General features: G+C 57.8%; 21 protein-coding genes. 19 read left to right on the forward strand and 2 right to left on the reverse strand.

Going from position 1 to position 26,474, the window contains the following annotated elements; genetic code table 11:
* Window positions 1-9 precede the first annotated feature (9 nt).
* The 12 genes from ASB66_RS18750 (at window position 10) to lpdA (ending at window position 13,856) form a co-directional block, all read left to right on the forward strand.
* A complete protein-coding gene (locus ASB66_RS18750) occupies window positions 10-789 on the forward strand; it encodes a succinate dehydrogenase iron-sulfur subunit (RefSeq protein WP_060718676.1) in 780 nt (259 codons plus the stop codon).
* A gap of 387 nt (window positions 790-1,176) precedes the next feature.
* A complete protein-coding gene (locus tag ASB66_RS18755; RefSeq protein WP_060718675.1) occupies window positions 1,177-1,689 on the forward strand; it encodes a protease inhibitor Inh/omp19 family protein in 513 nt (170 codons plus the stop codon).
* A gap of 80 nt (window positions 1,690-1,769) precedes the next feature.
* Window positions 1,770-2,933, forward strand: coding sequence for a cell division protein ZapE (zapE, locus tag ASB66_RS18760; protein ID WP_060718674.1), 1,164 nt, complete (start codon window positions 1,770-1,772; stop codon window positions 2,931-2,933).
* 179 nt (window positions 2,934-3,112) lie between these two features.
* Window positions 3,113-4,075, forward strand: coding sequence for a malate dehydrogenase (gene mdh, locus ASB66_RS18765; RefSeq protein WP_015917398.1), 963 nt, complete (start codon window positions 3,113-3,115; stop codon window positions 4,073-4,075).
* 123 nt (window positions 4,076-4,198) lie between these two features.
* Window positions 4,199-5,395 carry an ADP-forming succinate--CoA ligase subunit beta gene (gene sucC, locus ASB66_RS18770; protein ID WP_060718673.1) on the forward strand — a complete coding sequence of 399 codons (1,197 nt, stop codon included), beginning with the start codon at window positions 4,199-4,201 and terminating at the stop codon, window positions 5,393-5,395.
* A 4-nt stretch (window positions 5,396-5,399) separates the two neighbouring features.
* On the forward strand, window positions 5,400-5,780 hold the full coding sequence (locus ASB66_RS18775; RefSeq protein WP_060718672.1) for a hypothetical protein: 381 nt from the start codon (window positions 5,400-5,402) through the stop codon (window positions 5,778-5,780).
* Complete coding sequence (gene sucD / locus ASB66_RS18780; RefSeq protein ID WP_060718671.1) at window positions 5,780-6,682, forward strand: succinate--CoA ligase subunit alpha; 903 nt, start codon at window positions 5,780-5,782, stop codon at window positions 6,680-6,682. Before ASB66_RS18775 ends, sucD begins: the two co-directional genes overlap by 1 nt.
* 172 nt (window positions 6,683-6,854) lie before the next feature.
* Window positions 6,855-9,851, forward strand: a complete 2,997-nt coding sequence (locus ASB66_RS18785) for a 2-oxoglutarate dehydrogenase E1 component (protein ID WP_060718670.1) — start codon at window positions 6,855-6,857, stop codon at window positions 9,849-9,851.
* A 57-nt stretch (window positions 9,852-9,908) separates the two neighbouring features.
* Window positions 9,909-11,138, forward strand: coding sequence for a 2-oxoglutarate dehydrogenase complex dihydrolipoyllysine-residue succinyltransferase (gene odhB, locus ASB66_RS18790; protein WP_060718669.1), 1,230 nt, complete (start codon window positions 9,909-9,911; stop codon window positions 11,136-11,138).
* Window positions 11,139-11,251: 113 nt separating this feature from the next.
* Window positions 11,252-11,665, forward strand: a complete 414-nt coding sequence (locus tag ASB66_RS18795; RefSeq protein ID WP_060718886.1) for an MAPEG family protein — start codon at window positions 11,252-11,254, stop codon at window positions 11,663-11,665.
* A 33-nt stretch (window positions 11,666-11,698) separates the two neighbouring features.
* A complete protein-coding gene (locus ASB66_RS18800) occupies window positions 11,699-12,340 on the forward strand; it encodes a LysE family translocator (protein ID WP_060718668.1) in 642 nt (213 codons plus the stop codon).
* Between the two features lie 109 nt (window positions 12,341-12,449).
* Entirely contained in the window at window positions 12,450-13,856 is a 1,407-nt protein-coding gene (lpdA, locus tag ASB66_RS18805; RefSeq protein WP_114386837.1) for a dihydrolipoyl dehydrogenase, read from the forward strand.
* 96 nt (window positions 13,857-13,952) lie between these two features.
* On the opposite strand, the gene ASB66_RS18810 is transcribed toward lpdA, so the two are convergent.
* The gene (locus ASB66_RS18810) at window positions 13,953-15,035 is read right to left on the reverse strand and encodes a TraB/GumN family protein (RefSeq protein ID WP_060718885.1); all 1,083 of its coding nucleotides are present in this window, start codon (window positions 15,033-15,035) and stop codon (window positions 13,953-13,955) included.
* A gap of 113 nt (window positions 15,036-15,148) precedes the next feature.
* Entirely contained in the window at window positions 15,149-16,084 is a 936-nt protein-coding gene (locus ASB66_RS18815) for a tyrosine recombinase XerC (RefSeq protein WP_060718884.1), read from the reverse strand.
* A 357-nt stretch (window positions 16,085-16,441) separates the two neighbouring features.
* On the opposite strand from ASB66_RS18815, the gene ASB66_RS26765 reads away from it, so the two are divergent.
* The 7 genes from ASB66_RS26765 to atpD all read left to right on the forward strand — a co-directional run bounded on the left by ASB66_RS26765 (window position 16,442) and on the right by atpD (window position 26,438).
* Window positions 16,442-18,778, forward strand: a complete 2,337-nt coding sequence (locus ASB66_RS26765) for a methyl-accepting chemotaxis protein (protein ID WP_114386839.1) — start codon at window positions 16,442-16,444, stop codon at window positions 18,776-18,778.
* A 99-nt stretch (window positions 18,779-18,877) separates the two neighbouring features.
* Window positions 18,878-21,097 carry a primosomal protein N' gene (locus tag ASB66_RS18825; protein ID WP_060718665.1) on the forward strand — a complete coding sequence of 740 codons (2,220 nt, stop codon included), beginning with the start codon at window positions 18,878-18,880 and terminating at the stop codon, window positions 21,095-21,097.
* Window positions 21,098-21,289: 192 nt separating this feature from the next.
* On the forward strand, window positions 21,290-21,685 hold the full coding sequence (locus tag ASB66_RS18830; RefSeq protein WP_060718664.1) for an AGROH133_08824 family phage infection protein: 396 nt from the start codon (window positions 21,290-21,292) through the stop codon (window positions 21,683-21,685).
* Between the two features lie 251 nt (window positions 21,686-21,936).
* The gene (locus tag ASB66_RS18835; protein WP_081089089.1) at window positions 21,937-22,518 is read left to right on the forward strand and encodes a F0F1 ATP synthase subunit delta; all 582 of its coding nucleotides are present in this window, start codon (window positions 21,937-21,939) and stop codon (window positions 22,516-22,518) included.
* Window positions 22,518-24,044, forward strand: a complete 1,527-nt coding sequence (gene atpA, locus ASB66_RS18840) for a F0F1 ATP synthase subunit alpha (protein WP_060718662.1) — start codon at window positions 22,518-22,520, stop codon at window positions 24,042-24,044. The genes ASB66_RS18835 and atpA overlap by 1 nt, the downstream gene beginning before the upstream one ends.
* A gap of 30 nt (window positions 24,045-24,074) precedes the next feature.
* Complete coding sequence (locus tag ASB66_RS18845) at window positions 24,075-24,956, forward strand: F0F1 ATP synthase subunit gamma (RefSeq protein ID WP_015917382.1); 882 nt, start codon at window positions 24,075-24,077, stop codon at window positions 24,954-24,956.
* Window positions 24,957-24,980: 24 nt separating this feature from the next.
* Window positions 24,981-26,438 carry a F0F1 ATP synthase subunit beta gene (atpD, locus tag ASB66_RS18850; protein ID WP_060718883.1) on the forward strand — a complete coding sequence of 486 codons (1,458 nt, stop codon included), beginning with the start codon at window positions 24,981-24,983 and terminating at the stop codon, window positions 26,436-26,438.
* The last annotated feature ends 36 nt before the right edge of the window (window positions 26,439-26,474 follow it).

A 26,474-nucleotide genomic window follows, 5' to 3' on the forward strand; every position in this document is an offset into this window, starting at 1 on the left:
GATATCGACATGGTTGAACTGACGCTTCCCAAGAATTCTCAGATCACGCCGGGCAAGGTCTGGCCAAAGCCTTCAGGTGCCAAGAACCTGCGGGAATACCAGATCTATCGCTGGAGCCCCGATGACGACAAAAATCCAAGCCTCGATACCTATTATGTCGATATGGATGATTGCGGCCCGATGGTTCTCGACGGTCTTCTCTACATCAAGAACAAGATCGATCCGACGCTGACATTCCGCCGCTCCTGTCGTGAAGGCATTTGCGGCTCCTGCGCGATGAATATCGATGGTACCAACACCTTGGCCTGCACCAAGGGCACTGACGACGTGAAGGGGACCGTGAAGATCTATCCTCTGCCGCATATGCCTGTCGTAAAGGATCTGGTTCCCGACCTGACCAACTTCTATGCCCAGCACCGCTCCATTGAGCCCTGGCTGAAGACGGTGTCTCCGACGCCGGTTAAGGAATGGAAGCAAAGCCATGACGACCGGCAGAAGTTGGATGGTCTTTATGAATGCATTCTCTGCGCTTGCTGCTCGACCTCCTGCCCAAGCTATTGGTGGAATGGCGATCGCTATCTCGGCCCAGCCGTGCTGCTACAAGCCTATCGCTGGTTGATCGACAGCCGTGACGAGGCCAAGGGCGAGCGTCTGGACAATCTTGAAGATCCCTTCCGGCTCTATCGTTGCCATACGATCATGAATTGCGCGCAAGTCTGTCCAAAGGGCCTCAACCCGGCCAAGGCGATTGCTGAAATCAAGAAGATGATGGTCGAGCGCCGCGTTTAACGAATTTGGCTGGCTGCGGTCATACCCAGGGCGAAGATGCTCAGGCATCCTCGCCCTGGGTATCTCAATATCTCAAATGCATCACGTGCTTGAGATATTGGCACAAGATACACGGTCGTCATCTTCAACGACTCATCGTGTAAAATAGTGCGGATGGTCTGCTGTCGCGGTTGCGACAGGCTCTGGCAGCGCTACTGGCTGCATCTCACGCGGTTTTGTAAGGAAAATATTGATCTTCTGGACGCAAACACGCTATTTGCTTGCCGTTGAAGAGGCTTCTGCCTTGATTTCAAACCAGCTTTGGCGCTAGTTTCCGGGCGTTTGGTGCATGATAGCTGTCGCTGAAATGCGAAAGCTGACGATGATGAAGCAACCGGGAGTGTTAGGATGAAACTGAAATTTGCGGCGACGGGTCTGATGGTCGTGCTTTCTCTTGCCGGGTGTCAGCGTACGTCAAGCGATTACGGTTCCTCGTCACTGCCGCCTTTGCAGGCGCAACCGGTGCCTCAGGTTCAATCGGGGCAATTGCCGCCTCCGGGTGCAAGCCAGTTTCCAGTAGCGCCCACCTCTAACCAAACCGCTGCCTTGACGCCCAATGCGCCGCCACCGGGTAGTTCCCTCGATTTCACCAAGGAACAGATGGTCGGCAATTGGCGTGTGGCCAATGGCCAGTCCAGCTGCGACATGTTCCTGACCCTCACCAATCTGGGTGGTGGATCGCGCGGCGGTACGCGCGGTTGCGTCGGTCCGCTGACGACGATGGGCGCCTGGGATGTCGCCAATAAGCAGTTGATGCTGAAGGATCGCGACGGCAATGTGATCGGCACTCTCTACAAGACGGCGGATAATCGCTTCAACGGTTCCACCAGCGCTGGCCAGCCTGTCAGCCTCAGCCGGTAAGGGTGTATTGAACCGCCCTTCATTCTGATGCCTGCCCTTTGATGCGAAGGGGCAGGCCTATATCCTCCGCGGAGTTCGACATGCAGCCTGTGCCCGATTATGCCCTCAGCGTCAGCGAGGATCTGAAGGCGCGGACCCTCTCGGGGGAGCTGATGGCCGATCCCGCCCAGATGGCGGTCGCCGCCCGGCTCGATCGCATCCTTCTCCAGTTGAAAGAACGCAAGCCAGCAAAGAAGTCCTCGGCGCTTGGCTGGATCTTTGCACGGCATCGCGCGCCCCAAACCAAGATCATGGGGCTTTATGTGCATGGCAGCGTCGGGCGCGGCAAAACCATGCTGATGGACCTGTTCTTTCGCATGGCGCCCGTGGAAAAGAAGCGTCGGGCGCATTTTCATGAATTCATGGCCGATGTGCATAATCGCATTCACATCCATCGGCAGAAACTCAAAAATGGCGAGACAAAGCAGGCCGACCCCGTGCCGCCGGTGGCGGAGCAACTGGCCGCCGAAGCGGGGCTTTTGTGCTTCGATGAATTCACCGTTACCGATATCGCCGATGCGATGATCCTGTCGCGGTTGTTTACCGAGCTTTTCGCACGCGGCTGCATTCTGGTGGCGACCTCCAATGTCGAGCCGGACAATCTTTATCCGGATGGGTTGAACCGGGGTCTGTTTGTGCCGTTCATTGGCTTGCTCAAACAATATGTCGAGATCCTCTCGCTCGATTCGCCGACCGATTACCGGCTGGAAAAGGCCGATCAACTGCCGATCTATCTCTCTCCGGCAGATGCCGTAGCGGATCGGGAAATGGACCGTGCCTGGAAAATGATGACCGCAGGCCGCCTGGAAAAACCGCTGGATATCGAAATGAAGGGCAGGCTTTTGCCGGTGAAGCGGGCCGTTGGAAAAATGGCCCGCTTCACGTTTGCCGAGCTGTGCGAGCAGCCGCTGGGTGCCTCCGATTACCTGGCGCTTGCCGACCGGTTTCATACAATCTTTGTCGATCATATTCCCTATCTCGGGCCTGAAAAACGCAATCAGACAAAGCGCTTCATCATCCTGATCGACGCACTCTATGACCATCATGTGCGGGTGCATGCCAGTGCCGCGGCCGAGCCGGAGGCCTTGTTGACGGCCAGAAAAGGAACCGAAGGGTTCGAATTCGACCGGACAGCATCGCGGCTGTTTGAGATGCGTAGCCGTGAATATCTCGAAGCGCATGCAGCCCGCATTGCGGAAATGTGAAGAATTGATGACTTAATATCTTACCTTTACGTAAGAATTTTATAGTCTAAACGATTGAAAAATATGCTCTCATAAATATCGGTTGCGCTTTTTTCCTGGTCGCGCTATGCGAATGGCCCAAAGGCCGGTCACTCTATTGGAGGGCCGACTTGGTTTTGGATCTAAAAGGAAGCACTTCAATGGCGCGCAACAAGATCGCACTTATTGGTTCTGGAATGATCGGTGGTACGCTGGCCCATCTGGCTGGCTTGAAGGAACTGGGCGACATCGTCCTGTTCGATATTGCCGATGGCGTACCGCAGGGTAAGGGTCTCGACATTGCGCAGTCGTCGCCCGTTGAAGGCTTCAATGCCAAGCTGACCGGTTCGAGCGACTACGCTGCCATCGAAGGTGCTGACGTTTGCATCGTCACCGCTGGTGTGCCGCGCAAGCCCGGCATGAGCCGCGACGACCTGCTCGGTATCAACCTCAAGGTCATGGAACAGGTTGGTGCCGGCATCAAGAAATATGCCCCCAACGCCTTCGTGATCTGCATCACCAATCCGCTCGATGCCATGGTCTGGGCGTTGCAGAAGTTCTCCGGCCTGCCAGCCAACAAGGTTGTCGGCATGGCCGGCGTTCTCGACAGCTCGCGCTTCCGCCTGTTCCTGGCTGAGGAATTCAACGTTTCGGTTCAGGACGTCACGGCTTTCGTGCTTGGCGGCCATGGCGACACCATGGTGCCGCTGGCCCGTTACTCCACGGTCGGCGGTATCCCGTTGACCGATCTGGTCAAGATGGGCTGGGTCACCGCTGAACGCCTGGAAGAGATCATTCAGCGCACTCGTGATGGCGGCGCCGAAATCGTCGGCCTGCTGAAGACCGGTTCGGCTTTCTACGCACCAGCCGCTTCGGCAATTGAAATGGCTGAATCCTACCTCAAGGACAAGAAGCGCGTTCTGCCTTGCGCTGCGCACCTGACCGGTCAATACGGCGTCAAGGACATGTATGTTGGCGTACCCACGGTGATCGGTGCTGGCGGCGTCGAGCGCGTCATCGAGATCGAACTGAACAAGGACGAGGAAGCCGCCTTCCAGAAGTCGGTCGGCGCTGTCGCCGGTCTCTGCGAAGCCTGCATCAATATCGCTCCGGCTCTCAAGTAATCGCCTTTGGCGGCTGCGCCTTCATCTGCGGATGATGGCGCAGCCGCGCATGGTTTTAACGCAGTTCTAAGCCGGGCGGCATGACCGCTGGTTCTGGAATTGCTCCGAACACAGGACCAGACGATGAATATTCATGAATATCAGGCCAAGGCTCTGCTGAAGAGCTTTGGCGCACCGGTTGCCGAAGGTGTGGCAATCTTTTCCGCCGATGAAGCCGAGGCGGCCGCAAAGCAGCTTCCTGGCCCGCTTTATGTCGTCAAGAGCCAGATCCACGCTGGTGGTCGCGGCAAGGGCAAGTTTAAAGAACTCGGCCCGGATGCCAAGGGCGGCGTTCGCTTGGCGTTCTCGATCGACGAAGTGAAGTCGCATGTTGCTGAAATGCTCGGCAATACGCTGGTGACCAACCAGACCGGCCCCGCTGGCAAGCAGGTCAACCGCCTGTACGTCGAAGATGGTGCCGATATTGAGCGCGAACTTTATCTGTCGCTGCTCGTAGATCGCGCTGTTGGTCAGGTTGCTTTCGTGGTCTCCACCGAAGGCGGCATGGACATTGAAACGGTTGCTCACGACACCCCGGAAAAGATCATCAGCGTTGCGATTGATCCAGAAGCTGGTGTAACGGCTGCCAATCTCGAAGCCCTGACTGCGGCTTTGTTGCTCGAAGGCGAAGCCAAGGCTGACGCTGAAAAGCTGTTCCCGATCCTCTACAAGGCCTTTGTCGAAAAGGACATGGCGCTTCTGGAAGTGAACCCGCTGATCGTCATGAAAAACGGTCGTATGCGCGTTCTCGACGCCAAGATGTCTTTCGACGGCAACGCTCTGTTCCGCCACGAAGACGTTGTGGCTCTGCGCGACAAGACCGAAGAAGACGCCAAGGAAATCGAAGCCTCCAAGTATGATCTGGCTTATGTTGCCCTTGATGGCAATATCGGCTGCATGGTCAATGGCGCAGGCCTTGCCATGGCAACCATGGATATCATCAAGCTCTACGGTGCTGAGCCGGCAAACTTCCTCGACGTTGGTGGCGGCGCGACCAAGGAAAAGGTCACGGCAGCCTTCAAGATCATCACTGCCGATCCGGCTGTGAAGGGCATTCTGGTCAACATCTTCGGCGGTATCATGAAGTGTGACGTGATTGCCGAAGGCGTTCTGGCTGCCGTCAAGGACGTCGGTCTCACCGTTCCACTCGTCGTTCGCCTCGAAGGCACCAATGTCGAGCTGGGCAAGAAAATCATCAACGAATCCGGTCTCAACGTCATTTCGGCGGATGATCTGGATGATGCTGCGCAGAAGATCGTCGCAGCCGTGAAGGCAGCGTGATCTGATGGCTGATACATCCAAGACCGTGAAGCGCCAGCCTTTTGGCCCGAATGAGACAGATATCAATCTGTGCTACTTCGTCTGCTTCGACAGCGAGCTTCCAACCGATGGCGACGTCGCCGAACGTTGGGTGCATTTCAACGATAATGACGATGCGCTCGCCTATTTCGCTGACAAGTCCAAGGACGCGAGCCTCTTTGTCTGGAAGGGCGAGCTTGCCATTGCCAAGGGCGACGGCCAGTTCGATTGGTTCTTTACCCAATGGTCCAAGAGCCTTGAGAAGCAGCTGACGCAGAAGTCGGCCAAGGGCATGGGCTATCGCTTTTCCAATGACGCCTTTGAGGCATTTGAACCCCTCGAATTCGAGGAAGAGGAAGCCGAGTAATGTCGATTCTGATCAATAAAGACACCAAGGTTCTCGTACAGGGCCTGACCGGCAAGACCGGCACTTTCCATACCGAACAGGCGCTTGCCTATTACGGCACCAAGATGGTCGGCGGTATTCATCCTTCCAAGGGTGGTAGCAACTGGACCGGCTCCAAGGGCGAAACCCTGCCGATCTTCGCTTCCGTTGCCGAAGGCAAGGACGTTACCGGCGCCAATGCATCGGTGATCTACGTTCCCCCAGCAGGCGCTGCTGCTGCGATCATCGAAGCCATCGAAGCTGAAATTCCGCTGATCGTCTGCATCACGGAAGGCATTCCGGTTGCCGACATGGTCAAGGTCAAGGCTCGCCTCGACAAGTCCAAGTCGCGCCTGATTGGCCCCAACTGCCCAGGCGTGATGACGCCGGAAGAATGCAAGATCGGCATTATGCCGGGCTCGATCTTCCGCAAGGGTTCGGTTGGCGTGTTGTCGCGTTCCGGCACTTTGACCTACGAAGCTGTGTTCCAGACCTCGAATGAAGGCCTCGGCCAGACTTCGGCTGTCGGTATCGGCGGCGATCCGGTCAAGGGCACCGAGTTCATCGACATTCTGGAAATGTACCTCGCTGACGAAGCCACCAAGTCGATCATCATGATCGGTGAAATCGGTGGCTCGGCTGAAGAAGAAGCCGCACAGTTCCTCAAGGACGAAGCCAAGAAGGGCCGCAAGAAGCCAATGGTCGGCTTTATCGCCGGTCGTACGGCTCCTCCCGGTCGCACCATGGGTCACGCAGGCGCTGTGATCTCCGGCGGCAAGGGCGGCGCGGAAGACAAGATCGAAGCCATGGAATCGGCTGGCATCCGGGTTTCGCCCTCGCCAGCCCGCCTTGGCAAGACGCTGGTTGAAGTTCTCAAGGGCTGAGACCACATAGAGATAAGCGGGCAGACGTCTTTATGGCGTCTGCCCGTGCAGGCATTTCAAGTCCAGCCGAGCGCAAGCCTTGACTGGCAGATATTCGACAAACCGAATATTCGGTCGAATAGTTCGGTGATGACCTCAAGTCGGGAGGCGGGCACGAGGCCCGCAAAAAACCATGGCAAGGCAAGAAGCCAACGAGCAGTTTCAGATCACCTCGTTCCTGGACGGATCGAATGCGATCTATATCGAGCAGCTTTATGCGCGTTACGAAGACGATCCGGGTTCGGTATCGCCTGAGTGGCAATCCTTCTTCAAGGCGCTGGGCGATAATCCAAGCGACGTGAAAAAGGCGGCCAAGGGAGCCTCCTGGCAGCGGAGCAATTGGCCGCTGACGCCACGCACCGATCTGGTTTCGGCACTGGACGGCAATTGGGGTCTGGTCGAGAAGGCCATTGAAACCAAGGTCAAGGGCAAGGCAGAAGCCGCAGCCGTAACCACAGGCAAGCCGGTTTCTGAAACAGATGTGTTGCAGGCGACCCGTGATAGCGTGCGCGCCATCATGATGATCCGTGCTTATCGTATGCGCGGTCATTTGCATGCCAAGCTCGACCCGCTCGGCATTGCCACGGCGGTTGAAGATTACAACGAGCTGTCGCCATCATCCTACGGCTTTACTGATGCTGATTTTGACCGCAAGATCTTCATCGATAACGTTCTGGGGCTGGAATATGCCACCGTGCGTGAGATGATCGAAATTCTTGAGCGCACCTATTGCTCGACGCTCGGTTTCGAATTCATGCACATCTCCAATCCGGAAGAAAAATCCTGGATTCAGGAGCGCATCGAAGGCCCCGATAAAGGCGTCGATTTTACCGTCGAGGGCAAGAAAGCAATTCTGCAGAAGCTGGTTGAGGCTGAAGGCTTCGAGCAGTTTATCGATGTGAAGTACAAGGGCACCAAGCGCTTTGGTCTGGATGGCGGCGAATCGCTGATCCCGGCGCTGGAGCAGATCATCAAGCGCGGCGGTCAGGAAGGTCTCGAAGAGGTCGTGCTCGGCATGGCGCATCGCGGCCGTCTGAACGTTTTGACCAATGTGATGCACAAGCCGCATCGCGCCGTGTTCCACGAGTTCAAGGGCGGTTCGTTCAAGCCTGATGAAGTTGAAGGCTCCGGCGACGTGAAGTACCATCTGGGTGCTTCTTCCGACCGCGAATTCGATGGCAACAAGGTTCACTTGTCGCTGACGGCCAACCCGTCGCATCTGGAAATCGTCAATCCGGTGGTGATGGGCAAGGCCCGCGCCAAGCAGGACCAGCTGGCCAAGGTCTGGGAAGGCGACGTGATCCCGCTGAAGGAGCGCGCCAAGGTTCTGCCGCTGCTGCTGCATGGTGACGCGGCCTTTGCAGGTCAGGGCGTTGTGGCTGAAATTCTCGGCCTGTCCGGTCTGCGCGGTCACCGCGTGGCGGGTACCATGCACGTGATCATCAACAACCAGATCGGCTTTACCACCAATCCGGGTTTCTCGCGCTCGTCGCCTTATCCATCGGATGTGGCCAAGATGATCGAAGCGCCGATCTTCCATGTGAATGGTGATGATCCGGAAGCTGTGGTTTATGCCGCCAAGGTGGCGACTGAATTCCGCATGAAGTTCCACAAGCCCGTGGTTGTGGACATGTTCTGCTACCGCCGCTTTGGCCATAATGAAGGTGATGAGCCTTCGTTCACCCAGCCAAAGATGTACAAGGAAATCCGCGCCCACAAGACCGTTGTTCAGGTCTATGGCGATCGTCTGATTTCTGAAGGCGTGATTACTGAAGGCGATCTTGAAAAGATGAAGGCCGATTGGCGCGCCAATCTTGAGCAGGAATTCGAGGCCGGCCAGTCCTACAAGCCCAACAAGGCTGACTGGCTGGATGGCGTCTGGTCCGGTCTTCGCGCCGCCGATAATGCCGATGAGCAGCGTCGCGGCAAGACAGCCATGCCGATGAAATCCCTGAAGGAGATTGGACGCAAGCTGTCGACCATCCCTGAGGGATTCAAGGCGCATCGGACCATCCAGCGCTTCATGGAAAACCGTGCGCAGATGATCGAGACGGGTGAGGGCATCGATTGGGCGATGGCCGAGGCCCTGGCTTTTGGTTCGCTGGTTGTCGAAGGTCACAAGATCCGCCTGTCCGGTCAGGATTGCGAGCGCGGCACATTCAGCCAGCGTCATTCGGTGCTCTACGATCAGGAAAGCGAAGATCGCTACATTCCGCTGGCCAACCTCGCGCCTAACCAGGCCCGCTACGAAGTCATCAATTCGATGCTGTCGGAAGAGGCCGTGCTTGGCTTTGAATACGGCTATTCGCTGGCCCGCCCGAATGCCCTGACCCTGTGGGAAGCGCAGTTCGGTGACTTCGCCAACGGCGCCCAGGTGGTGTTCGACCAGTTCATCTCGTCGGGTGAACGCAAGTGGCTTCGCATGTCCGGCCTCGTCTGCCTTCTGCCGCATGGCTATGAAGGTCAGGGACCGGAACACTCATCGGCTCGTCTGGAGCGCTGGCTGCAAATGTGCGCCGAAGACAACATGCAGGTTGCCAACGTCACGACGCCGAGCAATTATTACCATATCCTGCGCCGTCAGGTGAAACGCGACTTCCGCAAGCCGCTGATCCTGATGACGCCGAAGTCGCTGCTGCGCCACAAGCGGGCCCAGTCGACATTGGCGGAAATGGCAGGTGAAAGCTCGTTCCATCGCCTGCTGTGGGATGATGCCGAGATCATCAAGGACGGTCCGATCAAGCTCCAGAAGGATGCCAAGATCCGCCGCGTGGTGATGTGCAGCGGCAAGGTTTACTATGACCTGCTGGAAGAGCGCGAAAAGCGTGGCATCGATGATGTCTACCTGTTGCGTATCGAACAGCTCTATCCGTTCCCGGCCAAGGCGCTGATCAATGAGCTCAGCCGCTTCCGCAATGCGGAAATGGTCTGGTGCCAGGAAGAGCCGAAGAACATGGGGGCCTGGTCCTTCATCGATCCGTACCTGGAATGGGTGCTGGCTCATATCGACGCCAAGTATCAGCGCGTGCGCTATACCGGCCGTCCGGCTGCCGCCTCTCCGGCAACAGGCCTGATGTCCAAGCACCTCGCCCAGTTGCAAGCCTTCCTGGAGGACGCACTCGGCGGCTGATGCTGCCGGGTCCACCCTTTCGCTCGAAATCCATATCGATCAACGGAATTTATCATCATGGCCACTGAAATCCGCGTCCCCACTCTGGGTGAATCCGTCAGCGAAGCCACCGTCGGCACCTGGTTCAAGAAAGTCGGCGATGTCGTCAAGGCGGACGAGCCGCTCGTGGAACTGGAAACCGACAAGGTAACGGTTGAAGTCCCTTGTCCTGCTTCGGGCGTTCTGACCGAAATCGTTGCCCAGAACGGCGAAACGGTTGGTCTCGGCGCTCTGCTCGGCCAGATCGCCGAAGGCGCATCGGCTGGTGCGGCTGCACCCGCTCCTGCTGCTGCCCCGGCGCCTGCTGCTACACCTGCGCAGGCGGCCCCTGCCGCTCCGGCTGCGGGCTCCACCATGCCGGCAGCCCCTGCCGCAGCCAAGATGCTGGCTGAAAACAATATCTCCGCCGATCAGGTGGATGGCTCCGGCAAGCGTGGCCAGGTGCTGAAGGGCGACGTGATCGCCGCTGTCGCCAAGGGTGCATCCGCGCCTGCCGCGGCTCCTGCCCCAGTTGCTGCGCCGCGCCCCGTCTCCTCCGCCGACGATGCGTCGCGCGAAGAGCGCGTCAAGATGACCCGCCTGCGCCAGACCATTGCCAAGCGCTTGAAGGATGCCCAGAACACAGCTGCCATGCTGACCACCTATAACGAGGTGGACATGTCGGCGGTGATGAGCCTGCGCAACAAGTACAAGGATATTTTTGAAAAGAAGCATGGCGTCAAGCTGGGCTTCATGGGCTTCTTCACCAAGGCTGTTACCCACGCCCTGAAGGAACTGCCTGCCGTCAACGCTGAGATCGACGGTACCGACATCATCTACAAGAACTACTGCCATGTCGGCATGGCCGTCGGCACCGACAAGGGCCTGGTCGTTCCTGTAATCCGCGATGCCGACAAGATGTCGATTTCGGAAGTCGAAAAGGACCTCGGTCGCCTTGCCAAGGCTGCCCGCGATGGCTCGCTCTCCATGGCCGACATGCAGGGCGGCACGTTCACCATCACCAATGGCGGTGTTTACGGTTCGCTGATGTCCTCGCCGATCCTCAATGCGCCGCAATCCGGTATCTTGGGCATGCACAAGATCCAGGATCGTCCGGTCGTTGTTGGTGGCCAGATCGTGATCCGCCCGATGATGTATTTGGCACTGTCCTACGACCACCGGATTGTTGACGGCAAGGAAGCCGTGACCTTCCTGGTTCGCGTTAAGGAAAGCCTGGAAGATCCGGAACGTTTGGTTCTCGATCTCTAAAATTGGCAGAACCTGTCTTCCACTGCCGGTAGGCGATGGAAGACAGAAATTGCTTTGAAAAGCGTAGCGGCATTCCATTTGGAATGGTGTTGACCAAAAAAGTGAGCCTGATCATGCAGCCAACTTTTCTTGCCGCTTCGCCTTTTTTGCCACTGATTGGTATCAGTGTGATCCTGTTGATCGTCCACATCATGCTGCAAGGCATGACGGCGACCAAGGAACTCGGGACGAACTGGAATGCCGGGCCGAGGGATGATGACAGGAAACCGACCGGTCAGCTCGCGGGCCGTGCCGCGCGGGCCTCCACGAATTTCCGCGAGACCTATCCTGGGTTCATTGCCCTTGCATTCGGCCTCATTTTGGCTGGTGATCCGCATGGGTTCGGCCTGATCGGTGCCTGGGTATGGCTGGTATGCCGGATTATTTATATTCCGCTTTATCTGGCGGGAGTTCCCTATATCCGGTCGCTGGTATGGGTGGGCTCGATGGCAGGTCTGGTGGCGATGCTATTGGTTCTGTTATTTTAAGCGGCGGCTGATGGCGCGGAGTGAGGAAAGTCGATGCATCCCTATCTGTTTGAACTCGCATCCCTGATGGCTATTTTTGCCTTCGCCATCGTTTCTCCCGGTGCTGATCTGGCCATGGTCATGCGCCAATCCCTGGTGCATGGACGGCGTGAGGCGATCATCACCAGTTTCGGTGTCGGCTCGTCGCTGATGTTTCATGTCACCTACACCATTCTCGGGCTTGGCCTGATCATTTCCCAGTCGATCTATCTGTTCAATATCGTCAAATGGTGTGGTGTCGCCTATCTGCTTTACATCGGTGTGAAGTCTTTGCGGGCGGGTAAATCCGATATGACGGCGCAGCCAAGCGTGGAGGCGGGCGATCATAAACGCCAGTCGATCTCCAAGTCCTTCTTTCTCGGTTTTGCAGCCAATGCTCTCAATCCGAAACCGGTGTTTTTCTTCCTGTCGATCTTCTCAACGGTGGTCAGCATTCACACGCCGATCGCGGTTAAGTTCGGCTATGGCCTTGTCATGGCAACCTGCCTGATCACCTGGTTTGTCGGCGTCAGTATTTTCATGACGACGCCGAAAATGCGTGCGGCCTTTTCACGCGCCAGCCAATGGATCGACCGCATCAGCGGTGCGGTCTTCATTGTGCTTGGTTTGAAGCTTGCGACGGAAAAGGCCAGTTAATGTAAGCGCTTTGCGCTTGTCTCATCTGGGCCTTGGCCCTGTCTGTTCGTGATTTTGCCGGTACCCACAATGATGGGCGGCATAACGTTTGATGTGAAGGAATGATTGAATGGCATATGATCTTGTTGTCATCGGTAGCGGCCCCGGCGGTTACGTCTGCGCGATCAAGGCTGCCCAGCTAGGAATGAAGGTGGCTGTTGTCGAGAAGCGTGCCACCTATGGCGGCACCTGCCTCAATATCGGCTGCATTCCATCGAAAGCCCTGCTGCATGCGTCCGAAATGTTCCACCATGCCGCCCATGGTATGGCTGAGCTTGGTGTGGATGTCAGCGCGCCGGTGCTGAACCTGCCGAAGATGATGGCGCACAAGGATGCGACCGTGAAAGCCAATGTCGAAGGTGTGTCTTTCCTGTTCAAGAAGAACAAGATCGATGGTGTCATCGGCACGGGCAAGATCGTTGCTGCTGGCAAGGTCTCCGTCACCAATGACAAGGGCGAAGAGCAGATCCTCGAGACCAAGAACATCGTCATTGCCACCGGCTCTGATGTGGCTGGCATTCCCGGCGTGGCCGTGGATATTGATGAGAAGATCATTGTCTCCTCCACCGGCGGCATTGCGCTGGACAAGGTGCCGGGCAAGATGATCGTGGTTGGCGGCGGCGTTATTGGCCTTGAGCTCGGCTCGGTCTGGGCGCGTCTGGGTGCCAAGGTGACCGTTGTTGAATATCTCGATACCATTCTCGGCGGCATGGACGGCGAAGTGTCCAAGCAGTTCCAGCGCATGCTGGTCAAGCAGGGCATGGAATTCAACCTCGGCGCCAAGGTCACCGCCGTTGAAAAGTCCGGCGCTGGTGCCAAGGTGACGTTCGAGCCTGCCAAGGGCGGCGAAGCCACCGTGCTGGAAGCCGATGTCGTGCTGATCGCCACGGGCCGCAAGCCTTACACCACGGGCCTTGGCCTTGAGACTGTTGGTGTTACCCTCGACAAACGTGGCCGCGTCGAAATCGACAATCACTTCCAGACCAATATTGCTGGCATTTACGCCATTGGTGACGTGGTCAAGGGTCCGATGCTGGCGCATAAGGCTGAAGATGAAGGTGTGGCCCTGGCCGAAATCCTCTCCGGTCAGCATGGCCATGTGAATTACGATGTCATTCCTGGCGTGGTCTACACCCAGCCGGAAGTCGCCTCTGTCGGCAAGACGGAAGAAGAATTGAAGGCCGCAGGCGTCGTCTACAAGGTCGGCAAGTTCCCCTTCACCGCCAATGGCCGCGCCCGCGCCATGCTGGCGACGGATGGTTTCGTCAAGGTTCTCGCTGATAAGGAGACCGACCGTGTCCTCGGCGTTCACATCATCGGCCTTGGGGCAGGTGAAATGATCCATGAAGCGGCTGTGCTGATGGAGTTCGGCGGCTCTTCGGAGGATCTCGGTCGCACCTGCCATGCGCATCCGACCATGTCGGAAGCCGTGAAGGAAGCAGCAATGGCCACCTTCGCCAAGCCGATCCACATGTGATCTGCGCTCTTTTTTAAAAGAAGAGAGAAGCCAGTTATTATCGTTTTGCAATCTCGAGAGCCGTGGCTTGATGTTCAAGCCACGGCTTTTCTGATTTTATTGCAGGGCCGTCAGGGTGAAGCCCTGAGCACGGAGCAATTCGACCAGACCTTTTTCGCCCGGCAGATGTAAGGCGCCGACCGCCATGAAGATCTTGCCCTGGTTGAGATGCGGCCCAGCGCGCTCTGCCATCACCATGTTGCGGTCGATCACGATCCGCTGATCGAAATCGGCATGGCCGTCAGTTTTGGCGGTCTTGGCATCCGGTGCAACCGCTTGCATCATCGGCATGATCTCGCCAACCTCGCCTTTCAGGTAAAGGGAGATCATGGTTTCATTGACGTCATTGATCTTGTCACCAAGCTCGACGGACTCAATCAAGGATTGTAAATGAAAATCCATCGGCAGGTCGTTCATTGCTGCCAATTGTTCGGCATAGGTTTCCAGTCCGACCACCCGCTTGCCAGCCTTGGCGGCATTTTCGGCAATCTGCTTGTCGAGGAAGGACTGTCCCTCGGCTTTGCGGGCCTTTTCGCAGGCCGGAAGGGCGACGAAAGCCGCGAGAATCCAGGGCTTCATCCTGTTGACGGCGGTGAGCGATAGACCTCGTTGTTTCAGTCCGGCTTCGAGCGTTGCCGTCTGCTCCGGTGTCAGGCGGCTGGTAATTGTCGTGCCATCGGTAAACATCGACAGTTCGGGCTTTGCCAGAAGCGCGAGGGCGGCTTTCTTGTCGTCGAGGACCTCATCGGATTCAACGATAATGGTATCGGCTGCCGCTGCTGCGTCCGGTGCGCCTTTCGGCATTGTCAGTACGCGCGGGTCGGTGACATGCATGGTGCCAAGCAGGAAGGACGGTGCAATGCCTGGCTTTTCGATCTTCCAGAAAATCGAATGGCCATTCGGCACCTTGGCCGCTTCGGCCTCCAGCGCTTGATAGGCTTTCGGGTCCTTTTGCAGCAACTCCGGCAGGAGATCGCGTCCGGTGCAGGAAAGGTCTTCGGCCCTGACAAAGCTCGATGACACGATAGCTGCAATCAGCAACGTCAGGAACAGCAGTGGTACGGCCATGACGATGGCCAAGGCGTGTTCAGTCCAGCGAGGGGCAGCCCAGCGGGAGACGCTTGTGTTTATCGCTGACATATTCTTGGCTTTAAACATCCTGCCTGCTTTCTGAGGTCCATCTGGGCGTGTCTGTCTGGCGACGCCGGTTCCCTTTTTCCCGAACCCTATTTTCCAAATTTAAACATTTGGTATCACGCGCGGGGATGCGCCCGGTCATACACATCCAGTAGCCGTGCCGAATCCACGCCGGTATAGATCTGGGTGGTGGAGAGGCTCGCATGGCCAAGCAATTCCTGAATGGTGCGCAGGTCGCCGCCCCCGCTCAGCAGATGCGTGGCAAAGGAATGGCGCAACGCATGCGGCGTTGCGGTATCGGGCAGACCGAGTGCCGAGCGTAGCCGCTGCATTTCCCGCTGGATGATGCCTTGCTGCAACTTCCCGCCGCGCGCGCCGCGAAACAGCGGCTCTGCGGCTGGCAGATGATAGGGGCAGAGGCTTTGATAGGATTCAACCGCTTGCCGCACAATGGGCAGGAGCGGCACGAGCCGGGTCTTGTTGCCCTTGCCGGTCACGCGCAGCGTGGTCGTCGTGGCGACGATATCAGCGGGTGTCAGGTTCAGCGCTTCAGAAATGCGCAACCCACAGCCATAGAGCAAAGCAAAAACCGCAGCGTCGCGCGCCGCGATCCAAGGCTCCTCATTCAATTGTGTTTCTGCGGCCACCACCGTCAAAGCCTGGGCGGCGCTGAGCGGCTTCGGTAGCGATTTCGGCTGCTTGGGTGAGCGAATGGCACCTGCACCAGCAGCATTGACCAGGCCTTTGCGCTCCAGATAGCGCAAGAGCGACCGGACACCGGCGAGATGACGACCGAGCGAGCGAGCGCCAGCACCTTCCTTGCGGCGTGACGACAAAAATGCGCGCAGGTCGGAAGGCCGTAACGCCTTGATATCATCGATTGAAGGAGGACCGCCGAAATAGCCGGTCAGAAATCCCAGAAACTGACGGGTATCGCGTTCATAGGCGGTCAACGTGTGATCGGCGAGCCGCCTTTGTCCAGACAGGCTCGCAAGCCAGTTCTGGCGTTCCGCCATCAGGTCGGGGGCGGCAATCAACAGCAGTTCTGTCACGGCAGGGCCTTCGTGATTGATCGTCTCATACAATGTGTCTGTCTTGGTTGTCTGTCTTGGTCTTAAACAGTCCAGGAATCACACACCAAAGCCATCCTGCCGGAGAGCCATTAGGGAAGGATTAACCGACGCGCCCAGGTCGCCCGACCGATGCGACGTATGCCAAGGCGTGCATTGAAGACATTAAATATACTCTTAGTTTATGTTGGTTTAACAATCGTCAAAATCGGTTCTATACTTTGGTTTTATACCCTCAATATTGAGGGGATATTTTGAATATATTAATAGTCGAAATATCTAAATGGCGACCAATCTGAAGATCTTGCGGGAAGATCTCGGCTGGCGAAAGAAACCAACATGCAGTTTAAGTCCATACAAATGAAAATTGCCGTGCTTGCAGGTCTTTGCGTCCTGTCGGCCACGGCTGGCCTGGTCGGCTATGGCATTGTCTCTGCCGGGCAGACAAGGGATTTTGTCGGCGATAACGTTACTAAGCTCACCGAAGCCAAAACCCGTGAAGCCCTGTCCACGCTCGCTTCCACCCAGTCGGGCATCATCCGATCATCGCTGGATGGGGCTTTCGATGCAGCACGGAATCTGGCACGCAGTTTTGAGATTATTGCGGGCGACAAGGTCCATAGTACGGCAGTGGAGCTGAGGCGCGGGCAGCTTAACGCCATGTTGTTGAACCTGCTCAAGGATAACCCACGTTTCAATGGCACCTATAGCGCCTGGGAGCCGAACGCGCTCGATGGCAATGACAGCCAGTTCCGCGACCGCCGCGATATGGGGTCCGATGCGACGGGGCGCTTCCTGCCCTATTGGACCCGGGATGCGGCGGGCAAGGTCGCCATTCAACCGCTTGTCGAATATGACAGTGCGGACTTGCATCCGAACGGAGTGATGAAGGGCGGCTGGTATATCGGCCCGCAGCAGGGCGGGGGCGAGAGCATTCTCGATCCATTGCCCTATATCGTTCAGGGCAAGAACGTGTTTCTTGCCACCATGTCTGTGCCAATCATGATTGATGGCAAGTTTCGCGGTGTCGCCGGGGCCGATTTCGATCTCGGCTTCGTGCAGAAGCTGGCAGAGGATGTGCGAGTCTCAATCTATGGTGGCAAGGCAGGCGTTAAGATCGTGAGTTACAAGGGGCTTGTGGTCGCCGATAGTGAGCATCCCGACACAATCGGGCAGCGTTTTGACAAGACGACACCGGCGCTCTCCGGCCTTCTACCGATGATCCAGGGTGGCAAGGCCGACGTTATTGCCGATGCCGATCAGTTTCAGGCATTTTCCCCAATCGCCATTGGGCGTACCAAGACACCATGGTCGGTGATTGTGTCCGTGCCCAGGCCGGTGGCGATGGCCGAGGCAATCAGCCTGGACCAGGCTCTGAGCCAGCGCGGTGGCAGTGATATCATCTTCCAGGCGATCGTCGCCCTGATCATTGCGGCCGGTGGTATCGGTGCCATGTGGTTCGTGGCGCTCAGCATTGCCAAGCCCATCCGGGCCATGACGGCCAGCATGGGCCAGCTTGCTGGCGGCGAGACGGATATCATCATTCCTGGCGCGGGCAGGGCCGATGAAATCGGTGCTATGGCCGATGCGGTCGGCGTGTTCCGTGACAATGCAGTCGCGAACCGCCAACTGGAGCAGGATGCGACCGCCAGCCGCCTGACGACGGAAACTGAACGCCGCCGCACCGCAGAAGTCGACAGGTTGCGGGCCGAAGCGATGGCCCAGGCCACGTCCGGCCTTGCCGATGGCCTCAAGCATCTTGCCAATGCCGATTTGACGTTCCGGCTGGACCAGCCCTTCGCGCCGGAATTCGAAAGCCTGCGGGCCGATTTCAACGCGGCCATCACCCAGTTGCGCGAGGCAATGATCGCCGTGACCCAGGCCTCGCAATCGATTGACAATGGCTCACTGGAAATCAGCGGTAGTTCCGATGAACTGTCCAAGCGCACGGAACAGCAGGCGGCATCGCTGGAAGAGACCGCCGCAGCCCTGGATCAGATCACCGCCAATGTCGGCAATTCCTCCAAGCGTGCCGAAGAAGCAAGAACAGTCGCCGTCGAGGCCAATAGCAGTGCGACCAGCTCGGGCCGTGTTGTGGCGGATGCGGTCAATGCTATGCAGCGCATCGAACAATCGTCCAACCAGATCGCCAATATTATCGGGGTGATCGACGAGATTGCTTTCCAGACCAATCTTCTGGCGCTGAACGCCGGCGTTGAAGCGGCGCGGGCGGGCGAGGCGGGTAAGGGTTTTGCTGTCGTCGCTCAGGAAGTCCGCGAGCTTGCCCAGCGCTCCGCCCAGGCGGCCCGCGAAATCAAGGAACTGATCCGCAATTCGACGGTCGAAGTGGACAGAGGCGTGGAACTGGTGCGCAATACTGGTGAATCACTAAAGACCATTGTGGATTATATCGTGACGATCAACCGGCATATGGATGCCATTGCTCTGTCCGCGGGCGAACAGTCTGTCGGGCTGTCCGAAGTCAACACTGCGGTAAACCAGATGGACCAAGTCACCCAGAAAAATGCCGCCATGGTCGAGGAAACCAATGCGGCGAGTGCGGCGCTGGCCTCCGAGGCAACGGTTCTGCTTGATCTGGTCCGGCGGTTCAATCTTCATCCCTCCCACGGAAACACCGGTTCTCAGCAGTTGTCCGGCTTGCGACGGGTGGGGTGAGCACCCTACTGCCCGCATCCATCCCGGTGTCGGGTGCGGGCCATCACGGCGTAAATTTCCGGTTCCATTTTGTTCTGTTCGGGGGCATGGTCCGGCGCAATGAGCACCGAATCGTCAGATCTGTTTGGTCCGCGCGCCAAGGCCGGTCCTGCACGCCGCGCCGTCCCCGTCCTGGTGCCCTTGCCGGCGCCGGGGCCTTACAGTTACGCCGTTCCCGATGAGATGATGCTGACGCCGGGCGCCATCGTGCAAGTGCCGCTTGGGCCGCGCAAAGTGGTCGGAGTTGTCTGGGATGGCGACGATGATGGGGCCAAGGTCGATCCCGCTAAATTGCGCAGTATCGAAAAGCTATTCGATTGCCCTCCGCTGGACGTGGGTATGCGCCGGTTCATCGACTGGGTGGCGGCCTATACTCTTTCTCCGCCCGGATTGGTGGCTCGCATGGCCTTGCGTGCGCCTGCCGCTTTCGATCCGGACCCGATGATCGAGGGCTTACGCTACAGCGGTCATGCCCCGGAAAAACTGACCCCGGCCCGCAGGAAAGTGCTGGAATTGGCTGAGGATGGGCTTTCCTGGACCAAGAGCGGGCTTGCTCATGCGGCAGGGGTCTCGACCTCGGTTGTTGACGGCATGGCAAAGCTCGGCCTGTTTGAAACCGTATTTCTGCCGCCTCCACCCTTGGTGGCGCCGCCGGATCCGGATTACGCCGCCCATCGCCTCTCCGGTCCGCAGCTGGGCGCAGCCGAGGTGCTGGTGGAGAGTGTTCGGGATGGCGGGTTTTCGGTGGCGCTGATCGATGGCGTCACAGGGTCCGGCAAGACGGAAGTCTATTTCGAAGCGATTGCCGAAACCCTGCGCCAGGGCCGCCAGGTGCTGATCCTTCTACCGGAAATCGCTCTGACCACCGCTTTTCTGGAGCGGTTTCAGGACCGCTTTGGTGCCAAGCCCGGCGAATGGCATTCCGATCTCGCCACCAGGACGCGGGAAAAAGTCTGGCGGCAGACAGCGACAGGCGACATCCGGGTGGTGGCCGGTGCGCGCTCGGCGTTGTTTCTGCCCTTTGCCGATCTGGGGCTGATCATTGTCGATGAGGAGCATGATCCGGCCTTCAAGCAGGAAGACAGGGTGTTCTACAATGCCAGGGACATGGCGGTGGTGCGGGCGCGGATTGCCAGCATTCCTGCTGTGCTGGTGTCGGCCACGCCGTCCGTCGAAAGTCAGGTCAACAGTTATAGCGGTCGCTACAAGCGTATTCACCTGCCGACCCGTTTTGCCGATGCGGCGATGCCGGATCTGCATCTTGTCGATATGCGCCGCCATCCGCCGGAACGGGGCGGGTTTCTTTCACCTCTCATGCTGCGGGCCATCGGCAAGACGGTGGAAAAGCAGCAACAGGCGTTGTTGTTTCTCAATCGGCGGGGCTATGCACCGCTCACGCTGTGCCGGGTCTGTGGCCATCGGTTCCAATGCCCGCAATGCTCCAGTTGGCTGGTGGAACACCGGTTTCGCGGTCAGATTCAATGCCATCAATGCGGTTATACCGAGCCGACGCCCAATGCTTGCCCCGAATGCGGGACGCTGGACCATCTCGTTGCCTGCGGGCCGGGCGTGGAGCGGATTGCCGAGGAGGTGGAGCGGCACTTCCCAGACGCGCGCACGCTGGTCTTGTCGTCGGATCTCGGCGGCGTCAAACGGCTCAGGCTGGAACTGGAAGCCATTGCCAAGGGCGAGGCGGATATCGTCATCGGCACGCAATTGGTGGCCAAGGGGCATAATTTTCCGCTGATGACGCTTGTCGGTATCGTTGATGCCGATATCGGCCTGGCCAATGGCGATCCACGCGCCGCCGAGCGAACCTTTCAGCTGTTGAGCCAGGTGACGGGTCGGGCGGGGCGTACCGGTTTGAAAAGTCATGGCCTTTTGCAAACATATCAGCCGCAGCATCCGGTGATGCAAGCCATTGTTTCCGGCGATGCCGATGCGTTTTACGAGCGGGAAATTACCGAGCGGGAGCGGGCGGTGCTGCCGCCTTACGGGCGGCTGGTCTCGATCATCGTGTCGGCAGACAACAGGGCGGATGCCGAAACCCATGCCCGGCAATTGCGCCAGGCCGCCCCTGCTGTCGGCGGCATCGCCATTCTGGGGCCTGCCGAGGCACCTCTGGCGTTGATCCGTGGCCGCCATCGTTTCCGCCTGCTCATTCATGGGCGCAAAGCCAGCGACATGCAGGCTTTTGTCGCGGCGATGCTGAGCAACGGCCCGAAAGAGCGTCGCTCCATCCAGGTGCAAGTCGATGTCGATCCGCAGAGCTTTCTTTGATGCCGGGGAATACGACGGGTGATTTCCAATAATCCCTCGTAAAAAGGGCCTTCAGCGCTTGAGGTGACGAAAGCCAGATATTGCGCCTGGATTTGCCTGTGGCATAAGAGCGCAAATACGATTCATCCTCCTGCTTTGCGCCGCATCCAGGCCTGAGACAGGGACGATCACAGAGGACCACCAGAGGCTGCCATGGAATTTTATTTTCCGACCGAAACCGGCGAGCAACTGGCCTTTGCCAGCGCCGCGCTCTTTGCCCTCCTGGGCCTGTTCATCATGTTTGCCCCGGGCATCACCCTTCGGGGGCTCGGCTTGAGCGGGCGCGACGGGCGCCGGGAAGGGTTGGCCGGGCTGCGCCTGGGCGGCGGCATGATGACCGGCCTTGGCGCAAGCGCTGTGATGCTGGCCCAGCCGATGCTCTATCTGGCCTATGGGATTACTCTGGGGGTCGGGCTGTTTGGTTTGATTTTGTCGATCCTGTCGGACCATGGAGGAGCTCGCGGAGCGACCTGGCGCAATTTTCTCGTTATAATTGCCGTTGCTGTTTTAGGTATTTTGCCTTTCATCTACGTCTTTGGCTTGGTGTGACGCGATTTCGCGCAATCCGCCTCATTAATTTGTCGGTCAAGATCACAAAATCGTCAAAAGCGGGTTGCCCTCCTCGTTTATTCCGTTAATACCCGTGTTGCGAGTCCGGGGATCGTATGCTAGACGGACCGCAAATTTGGACGATACAAGCTGCACTGCTTGTTAAGTCCGGGGGAAAACTTAAACGATATCAAACTGGTGTTGCGCCAGCCGGCGCATGCGACAGTTTTGAGTAACATTCAGGGAATTTTGTGCCCGTGGCAGACACATCCCAGCCTATGTCCGGTCAGCCGGTTTCCGCAGTTGCAGAGCGCTATGCGTCGTCGCTTTTCGAGCTGGCGCGCGAGGCGGATTCTGTGGATGCGGTGGCTGGCGATCTCAATCGTTTCCAGGCGATGATCGACGAGAGCGTTGATCTGCAGCGACTGGTGACCAGCCCGGCCTTCACCAGCGAGCAGCAGGCAGCGGCCATCGCAGCGTTGTGTGACAAGGCTGAAATTGGCGGCCTCGTCGGCAATTTCCTGAAGCTCGTTACAGCCAATCGTCGCCTGTTTGCCGTTCCCGGCATGATCGCAGCCTTCCGCATGATCGCGGCGCGCCACCGTGGCGAACTGGCTGCTGATGTGACCTCTGCTCATGCGCTGACCCCGGCGCAGGAAACCGAACTGAAGGAGGCGCTGAAGAGCGCGACCGGAAAGACGGTTACGATGTTCGTGACTGTCGATCCGTCTCTCCTGGGTGGTCTGATCGTCAAGATCGGCTCCCGTCAGATAGACACGTCTCTTCGCACCAAACTTTCCACCCTTAAGCTTGCACTGAAAGAGGTTGGCTGATGGATATCCGCGCCGCGGAAATTTCCGCAATTCTGAAAAATCAAATCAAGAACTTTGGCCAGGACGCTGAAGTTTCCGAAGTCGGCCAGGTTCTGTCCGTCGGTGACGGTATTGCCCGCGTCTACGGTCTGGACAATGTTCAGGCCGGTGAAATGGTCGAGTTTCCCGGCGGTATCCGGGGCATGGCGCTGAACCTCGAATCCGACAATGTCGGTGTGGTTATCTTCGGCTCCGACCGCGACATCAAGGAAGGCGACACCGTTAAGCGGACCGGCGCCATCGTTGAAGTTCCTGTTGGTCCTGAGCTGCTGGGTCGCGTTGTTGACGCTCTCGGCAATCCGATTGACGGCAAAGGTCCGATCAACTCGGCAATCCGTTCGCGCGTTGACGTCAAGGCTCCTGGCATTATTCCCCGCAAGGGCGTTCATGAGCCGATGTCGACAGGCATCAAGGCTATCGATGCTCTGATCCCGGTTGGTCGTGGCCAGCGCGAGTTGGTCATTGGTGACCGTCAGACCGGCAAGACCGCCATCATTCTCGACACCTTCCTCAATCAGAAGCCTGCACATGATGCTGGCGGCGATGACAAGATGTTCTGCGTTTACGTGGCTATCGGCCAGAAGCGCTCCACCGTTGCTCAGTTCGTCAAGGTTTTGGAAGAGCGTGGCGCTCTGAAATACTCCATCATCATCGCGGCAACCGCTTCTGATCCTGCTCCCATGCAGTATCTGGCTCCGTTCGCTGGCTGCACGATGGGCGAATATTTCCGCGACAAGGGCCAGCACGCCCTGATCGCTTACGACGACTTGTCCAAGCAAGCTGTCGCTTACCGTCAGATGTCGCTGTTGCTGCGTCGTCCTCCGGGCCGTGAAGCTTATCCTGGCGACGTTTTCTATCTGCATTCACGTCTGCTTGAGCGCGCTGCCAAGCTTTCTGACGAGCGTGGCGCTGGTTCGCTCACCGCTCTGCCGGTTATTGAAACCCAGGGTAACGACGTTTCGGCCTTCATTCCGACCAACGTGATCTCGATCACCGACGGCCAGATCTTCCTTGAAACCGACCTGTTCTATCAGGGCATTCGTCCAGCTGTGAACGTTGGTCTGTCGGTTTCGCGCGTTGGTTCTGCTGCTCAGATCAAGGCCATGAAACAGGTTGCTGGCTCGATCAAGGGTGAGCTTGCCCAGTATCGTGAAATGGCCGCCTTCGCCCAGTTCGGTTCCGACCTTGATGCTGCCACCCAGCGTCTGCTGAACCGTGGTGCTCGACTGACTGAGCTTCTGAAGCAGCCGCAGTTCTCCCCGTTGAAGGTGGAGGAGCAGGTTGTTGTGATCTTTGCTGGTGTCAACGGCTATCTCGACAAGCTTGCGGTCAGCGATGTCGGTAAATTCGAGCAGGGTCTGCTGTCCTATCTTCGGACAGAAGGCAAGGACATCCTCGATGCAATCCGCACGGAGAAGGCTATCAGCGACGACGTCAAGGGTAAGCTCAAGGCTGCTCTCGATACATTCGCTAAGTCTTTCGCCTAAATCGGACTCGAGCCAAGGACGGATTAACGGATGCCTTCACTAAAGGATCTGAAAAACCGGATCGCCTCCGTCAAGGCGACGCAGAAAATCACCAAGGCGATGAAAATGGTCGCTGCGGCAAAACTGCGTCGTGCGCAGGAGGCGGCCGAGGCCGCCCGGCCTTATTCCCAGCGCATGGGCGCCGTTCTCGCCAATATCGCCCAGGCGGTTGGCAGTGATGACGGCGTGTCCACGCTGATGACGGGCACCGGCAAGGACGACGTGCATCTGCTCGTGGTCTGCACGGCCGAGCGTGGTCTTTGTGGCGGTTTCAATTCACAGATCTCGCGCTTTGCGCGTGATCATGTGCGCAGTTTGCTGGCAGCGGGCAAGACCGTGAAGATCTATTGCGTCGGCAAGAAGGGCTATGACAGTCTGCGTCGGGAATTCGGTGCGTTGATCGTCGAGCGGACTGAGTTTCGTGAAGTCAAGCGTGTAGCGTTTGAAAATGCGGATACGGTTGCCCGCAAGGTGATCTCCATGTTCGACAAGGGCGAATTCGACGTCTGCACCTTGTTTTACTCGGAGTTCAAGTCGGTTATAAGCCAGATCCCAACAGCCCGGCAGTTGATTCCAGCGGCTGTAGGCGATGCTCCGGCAGCCTCCAGCAGCGCTGCCGCGATCTATGATTACGAACCGGACGCGGCTTCAATCTTGTCCGACCTGATCCCGCGCAACATTGCGGTGCAGATTTTCCGTGCGCTTCTTGAAAATGCCGCCGGTGAAATGGGCGCTAAAATGAGCGCCATGGACAATGCCACGCGCAACGCCGGTGAGATGATCAACAAGTTGACGCTGAGTTACAATCGCCAGCGGCAGGCCAAGATCACCACCGAACTCATCGAAATCATTGCAGGCGCCGAAGCGCTCTGAGCTTGAACAAAAGAGGGTATGAATATGGCTAGGGCAGCGACCCAGACATCTCCCGCAGCGGGCAAGGTGACCCAGGTCATCGGCGCCGTCGTCGATGTGAAATTCGACGGCACCTTGCCGCCGATCCTGAATGCGTTGGAAACAGAAAACGGCGGTCAACGCCTGATTCTGGAAGTGGCGCAGCATCTCGGTGAAAATGTGGTGCGGACCATTGCTATGGACTCGACCGAAGGTCTGGTGCGTGGCCAGCCGGTGTCTGATACCGGCGCTCCGATCTCCGTGCCTGTCGGCGACGAGACGCTCGGACGTATTCTTAACGTCATCGGCGAACCGGTCGATGAACTTGGGCCGGTGACGACGACTGCTCGTCGCGCGATTCACCAGCCTGCCCCTGAGTATGTCGAACAATCGACCGAGTCTCAGATTTTGGTAACCGGCATCAAGGTTGTTGACCTTCTCGCTCCTTATGCCAAGGGCGGTAAGATCGGCCTGTTCGGCGGCGCTGGCGTTGGCAAGACCGTTCTGATCATGGAATTGATCAACAACGTTGCTAAGGCCCACGGTGGTTACTCGGTATTTGCTGGCGTGGGTGAACGTACCCGCGAAGGTAACGACCTGTACCACGAAATGATCGAATCCAAGGTGAACGTTGACCCGCATGAAAACGGTGGCTCTGCTGCTGGTTCCAAGTGCGCCCTCGTTTATGGCCAGATGAACGAGCCTCCAGGTGCGCGTGCGCGCGTGGCCTTGACCGGTTTGACCATCGCTGAAGACTTCCGCGACAAGGGCCAGGACGTTCTGTTCTTCGTGGACAACATCTTCCGCTTTACGCAGGCTGGTTCTGAAGTGTCGGCTCTTCTGGGTCGTATTCCTTCGGCCGTTGGTTATCAGCCAACACTGGCAACCGACATGGGTGCCCTGCAGGAACGCATCACCACCACGAACAAGGGTTCTATTACCTCTGTTCAGGCGATTTACGTTCCTGCCGACGACTTGACCGACCCGGCTCCGGCAACGTCATTTGCCCACTTGGACGCAACGACGGTTCTGAACCGCTCGATCGCTGAAAAGGGTATTTACCCGGCTGTTGACCCGCTCGACTCCACCTCGCGTATGCTTGACCCGATGGTTGTCGGCGAAGAGCATTACGAAGTGGCTCGTAAGGTTCAGTCTACTTTGCAGCGCTACAAATCGCTTCAGGACATCATCGCCATCCTTGGGATGGACGAACTGTCCGAAGACGACAAGATTGCTGTTGCCCGCGCCCGTAAGATCGAACGCTTCCTGTCGCAGCCGTTCCACGTTGCTGAAATCTTCACCGGTTCGCCAGGCAAGCTGGTGTCGCTGGAAGACACGATCAAGGGCTTCAAGGGACTGGTCAATGGTGACTACGACCATATGCCGGAAGCCGCCTTCTACATGGTCGGCTCAATGGACGAAGCCATCGAGAAGGCAAAGAAGCTGGCAGCTGTTGCTGCCTGATCCATGGATCGAAGAACGCACGGTCTATGACCGTGC

Source organism: Gillisella vitis (genome assembly GCF_001541345.2).
Taxonomy (GTDB): Bacteria; Pseudomonadota; Alphaproteobacteria; order Rhizobiales; family Rhizobiaceae; genus Allorhizobium; species Allorhizobium vitis.